The sequence below is a fragment of the Sphingomonas sp. 1F27F7B genome (assembly GCF_005503355.1).
GTDB lineage: Bacteria > Pseudomonadota > Alphaproteobacteria > Sphingomonadales > Sphingomonadaceae > Sphingomonas.
Genome location: NZ_SCMK01000050.1, coordinates 1 through 4,897 on the forward strand (window position 1 = coordinate 1; position 4,897 = coordinate 4,897).

Annotated in this window: 4 protein-coding genes and 2 pseudogenes; 1 reads left to right on the forward strand and 5 read right to left on the reverse strand. The window is 61.3% G+C overall.

Features of this window, described 5'->3' with window-relative positions:
* The coding region (locus FFS08_RS23900; protein WP_212742071.1) for a hypothetical protein at window positions 1–202 on the forward strand (202 nt) is incomplete at its 5' end.
* Window positions 203–596: 394 nt separating this feature from the next.
* Here the strand turns inward: FFS08_RS23900 and FFS08_RS23230 are convergent.
* The 5 genes and pseudogenes from FFS08_RS23230 to FFS08_RS23250 form a co-directional block, all read right to left on the reverse strand.
* Window positions 597–807, reverse strand: a pseudogene (locus FFS08_RS23230) (IS3 family transposase); the annotation flags it as partial.
* A gap of 635 nt (window positions 808–1,442) precedes the next feature.
* Window positions 1,443–1,646 carry a hypothetical protein gene (locus FFS08_RS23235; protein WP_137865108.1) on the reverse strand — a complete coding sequence of 68 codons (204 nt, stop codon included), beginning with the start codon at window positions 1,644–1,646 and terminating at the stop codon, window positions 1,443–1,445.
* A 9-nt stretch (window positions 1,647–1,655) separates the two neighbouring features.
* Window positions 1,656–1,868 (reverse strand): MbcA/ParS/Xre antitoxin family protein, encoded by a 213-nt coding sequence (locus FFS08_RS23240; RefSeq protein ID WP_171012786.1) that lies wholly within the window; start codon window positions 1,866–1,868, stop codon window positions 1,656–1,658.
* Entirely contained in the window at window positions 1,865–4,054 is a 2,190-nt protein-coding gene (locus FFS08_RS23245) for a transposase (RefSeq protein WP_137865110.1), read from the reverse strand. The genes FFS08_RS23240 and FFS08_RS23245 overlap by 4 nt, the downstream gene beginning before the upstream one ends.
* Window positions 4,051–4,788, reverse strand: a pseudogene (locus FFS08_RS23250) (TniB family NTP-binding protein); the annotation flags it as partial. The pseudogene FFS08_RS23250 and the gene FFS08_RS23245, both read right to left, overlap by 4 nt.
* Window positions 4,789–4,897 lie beyond the last annotated feature (109 nt).

A 4,897-nucleotide genomic window follows, 5' to 3' on the forward strand; every position in this document is an offset into this window, starting at 1 on the left:
GGTGGGGGTGGGAGCTGGTGTCGGCGTTGGTGTCGGTGTCGGCGCTGAATTTGGTGTCCCGACCGAAACACACGCGGGCGTAGTTGACCCCACGGTATATTGCACTCTGTTTCCACTTGCATCGAAACATATCGCGGTCTGCGTATTATTATTTGGCCCGCCGCTGATACTCGACTTTACGAGTCTTCCAAGAACATCGTAGCTATAAGTGGTGTTCTCCTGAGCACTTGCAGCTGTCGCTATCATACCGGCTATAGCAGCAGACGATAGCAGCAAGCATCTGACACCACGCATGGAACCCCCTTTTAGCAAGTGCTAAGGTGGCTCATTCCGGCCGCAATGTTACATTAATATGAAAATTTAACATGGTCCCCGTCACAAAGGAACCAGAGCGAGGGGATTGAACCGGGAAATAATGGCCGAATTCGAGCGCTCACCTCTGGAGATCGTCAGGATATCCTTTTGAAAGGCGTTCGCATAACCATTAACATTACAAATTTTTAATCTTCATAATATTGTTGCATGCGCGATAACCTTGGCGCCGCTTGATTGGCGCCCGAACGCTTTCGAGCAACGGGCACCGAACCTCTGACCGGCTGGTCGAGGGTTCGCTTCGCCGGAAGGTGCGACTGCTCGACGATCCTGATGATCCCGAGCTTCTCGGATGCGGGATACCTCATGCGTCGTCGCGCTCATCCGCAATCATGCTTTTTTGAGCAACCGGTTTTCCAACGTCAGATCGGCGACGCACTCTTTCAGAGCACCAGCCCCACGGCGCAGATCCTTGACCTCATCGGCTGTGGCGGCGCCGGAAAACCACTTCCTGCCCGGCGACCTCGAGGCTCAGATCGAAGACTTCGTCGAGCACTACAACTGACGTGCTCCCCGAAGCTCCTCCACTCATAAGTAGAGCCGGGGTCGCCAGGATGCCTTGGCTGGTGGGGTTGCGCAACGCGCCCGGCAGCATCGGCGGGTGATCGCGACAGTCGCGAAGAGATTGAGAGGCGCGAGCAATCTGAGGAATGTCGGCTTTCGGGGAAGGCGATTGATGGATGGGATGACCGAGATTGGGACGCATAGCTGCCGACCGCACCGGTGTAGGGAGATGGCGACCAATGTGGCCACGGACTCACGAAATTATCGCAGCTGGGCTGCGAGATAATATCTGACGGCCTTGTCTGCCTGCGTGCTGGTGATTGTCGCCCGCTTGGTCACTGGCTTCAGCGAAGCAACCATTAGGAATCTCCGATTCGGCAATGCCCGCGGGGAAGCGGCGGCTTGCACCGAGCTGGTTTCGATCCCGCGAAGAGTACTCGTTGCCATGCCCATGAGGTACCGCTCCTCAGCCTCGGTCGCAACGCTGATCCATTGGGATCGAGTATCGCGGTCGCCCGAAGTTAACCCGCATTTCTCTGATTCCAGATCTTGCGGGTTAATCGAGTTCATCGCTTCTGAATGCGCTGCTTCGCTGCGGCGGCCTGCGCCATGACATATGCGGCAGGGAAAAACTCAGAAGTCGTGACCGTAACCGGCTGAACGTCAAAAGCCTCCCCTGGATTCTCCACATTGTCCACCACGTACGCTTTCAGCGCCCAGACGCTGGCCCGAACCTCCGTGGCGACGATCGCGATGCTGCCGAAGTACATGCGCATCGCTCAGACTGCCACGCCTGAGGCCGCCCGGCCGAGCAGGCGGATCACACGCTCCATACCGTCCTTGGTCTTCGCAACCTCGACCGGCGCCACGAGATCCAACATCATGTGCGGTTCCGTGAGCCAGCGTTGCGCCTTCGCAGCGTCCTTGAAATGCTCGAGCGCTAGACGCTCGATCCCGGCCAGCCGCTCTGCCTGTTCGACTTCATCGCTCATGGACGTGCCTCCGTAGCCGAAGCGGCCTGCCGCTGGCGATCCCGGGCCAGAACCATTGCTATCGTCTCCAGGGTGCCCTCGCGTTTCCAGAGATGATAGCGGCTGTAGCATGCGCCAGCGTCGCCATAACGGCCGGGCATGTCTTTCCACCGCCGGCCCGTTGCCGAAACCCAGATCGCTCCGTTCACCACGGACCTGTCGCATACGCCTCTTCGGCTCCGCCGGCGCCGCGGCACCCAGGGACGGACCAAATCCCATTCTCGATCGGTAAGATCCGCGGCACCTTTATGGACATCGTCCATCGTCAGCCGGAGCAGCTCGCGCCGAACCAATCCGAGCGGTGTCTTCCGGCGAAGCCATTTCTCAGCGAGCTGCCGATCGGCAAATCCATCCGTCCTGGGCTGCATGCCGTGCGCGCCCAGCCACCGCTCCGCGCGGCGTTCCTTAGATCCCAGCCGCGCATTGATCTCGGCGATGCTGATGAGCTGCTGCGCGCTGCGGGCGACGCTCCGCGTCGTTATGGTATCCTCCCCTCCCGAAGGGTGAGGCTCCAGATAGCCCTGATTGGCAAGCCGCCGGACGGCCGCGGAATCGCAGTTTAGAATCTCCGCCGCGGTTACGACCGAGATGGGCTCTTCCCCTTCACCAGCCGAGAACGCGCTGCGAAAATCTTCCAGGCTGTCCGCTACCATTGGAGGCACGTGCAGCGCGGTCATATCCGAGCCGCCATCGGCCTCGGCTGGAACCTTCAAGGCCGCACGCCTGTCGAAAAGCCAGATGAAGAAGCTGCCATAGGGCTTGGGCCGACCGCCGATCGCGGTGAAGACCTTGGCCAAGGGTATCCAATCGGTGTCCCCGCCGCTGAGCGGAAAGACATGGGCCCGCAGCCGCTCGAGAAAGCGCTCAACGTGGGAGCGCTTGAACATCGGGCGGTCGAAGAGGATTTCGATTGCCGGCGTTCGTAGCGGCTCGACCAGTCCGGCTTCCACCAACTGCCCGATCGCATGCGTGGAGAGGCCGCAGGCCTGGGCGAGCTCGGCCTCGGACATCCGATCTTCGAGCTCCCTGCGCACCGCGTCGCACGATCGCTGGGTGACGAGGTCCAGCCGAGATCGGCCACGCGTGACGGTCTCCGTCTCCAAAATGCCTGCACGCCGCAACTTGGTGACATAGGCGGGAGCAATGCCGAGATAGTCAGCAGCCTCCCGAACGCCCAGGCTGCGAAGCCGTCGGCGCGCGGCAGCGATTTCCGCCCTTGCTCCCAGTGCGCAGTCTCGTTCACGCACCAGGTCGTCCATCAGCAACGCGCGCACCTCCGGCAATGTCGCCTCCGATTGGGCGTAACGACGTAGGTGCGTAGAGAGTGACTGACGGCTCGCATCGCCCGTCCGAGCATCGGTATCGAGCATCGCGAGGATGGAGCGAGGCCATCCCAGCACTATTGCTGTTGCGCGGGCGATTCCTTCCAGCGGACGCGCGCCGTCGGAATCGGCGAAAACATCCAGAACGCTCGCCAGCCCCAGCACGAGATCGAAGATGGAGCCCGGATCCATTGCCTGGAGTGCCTCGGGAAGCTTTTCCCTGGCGGCCACGCGGCGATCCGGGAGCGGGTGCACCAGGTCAGTCCACAAACGGAGATGCGCCCGCAAGTCCTGCGGGACCGGCATCGTCTCGAAATCGCGCTGATCGCTCTCGCAGTGAGGACAGCGCGACACATGATCCAGCTTCTGCCAGGAAAGGGGTTTGCCGCACTCCGGGCTGAGACACTGGTCCGTGAGCATCGTCCAGCTATCGGCGCAGAAGGCGATTGGCTCGACCAGCGACAGCGCGCGAATGTGATTGCTTGCCCGCATCGTCGCCGGGGAGAGCCGACGCTTCCTCGCGATTAGATGGCCCCGGCGCAGCAGCGCACCATTGAAGCTGACCAGCGGAATGCGCCCCTCAGCCTTCACGTTGCGGTAGCTGGCACCAAGCAGGTCAGCGGGCCGCTGCCCCAGGAGATGGGCCAGCCGCTCCCCTTCAAGCGATGTCAGGAATGCCGACCGCTTCAAAGAGGTCGGGCAGCCGGCCAGTTCGAGCAGCGCACCAGGATGCGCGGAATAGCGATCGGCACATTCGCTGAGATAGCCGGGGAGCGCCTCGTCGGCGAACGGCGCGCGGAACCGCATCGGAAGAGCGCTGATCATGCCGCCTCCCTCCAGCGATACAAAGGGTTGGACGGAGCAAACCCCTGCGGGATCGCCCAAGTATCGATTGCGTCGGAGATGTCCTGGGCGGAAATCTTCCTGGCATTGCGCTTCAAAGCGATCCGGAGTGCTTCCCGGACGATATTGCAGGCAGTGCCAATAACACCGCCGCTAGCAGCGCACAGGGCCGACGGAATTTGCCCCGAACCCAGATTGGCCTTCGTAAATACAAGCCGCTCATCGACCATCCTCTGATCGAGGTGATCAAAGAAGATCGATGCGTAGCTGGTATCAGCCGTGCTGCTATAATCGAGCGGAGGCAGCTCGACCGGCGGCAACAGGCGGTTGCGGAGCTGTGGATTGGATCGGAACAGCGACGTCGCGCTCAGGTCGCCACCAAAAGCGATCGGCGCTACGCCTTCGTTCAGAAGACGCTTCATCGCCTCCGTCACACGCCAGGCGACACGCGCCGTATCGTGGGAGATTAGGTGCTGCACCTCATCGAACAGAAACAGCTCGATCCCCCGGTCCAGGCTGATGTCGCACGCACGTTTGAACCGCTGCGCTTCCGATGGGACGCGGGCGGTGTCGCCTAATGTCGTGAGCAGCTGATCGAGCATCTGGTTTGGTGTCGTCGCCGATGCCAGCTCCATATAGAAAACGGGGATGGTGTCGGCCCGCGCCTCGGCATTGGCCTTGTCGGCATAGGATTTGAGGATCGTCGATTTGCCGGTGACGTGCGCCCCTGATTGTTACCACTCAGAGGTAGAGTCCGGCTCCTTCATGATGGTTGGTTGATGGGATGGCAACGTGCCTGGGGGCATGCCCCCAGGCACGTTGGCC

Excerpts from the sequence above, each read along its gene's own strand:
- FFS08_RS23240 (WP_171012786.1), bottom strand. The coding sequence starts at position 1,868 with ATGAGCGATGAAGTCGAACAGGCAGAGCGGCTGGCCGGGATCGAGCGT.
- FFS08_RS23245 (WP_137865110.1), bottom strand. The coding sequence starts at position 4,054 with ATGATCAGCGCTCTTCCGATGCGGTTCCGCGCGCCGTTCGCCGACGAG.
- FFS08_RS23235 (WP_137865108.1), bottom strand. The coding sequence starts at position 1,646 with ATGTACTTCGGCAGCATCGCGATCGTCGCCACGGAGGTTCGGGCCAGC.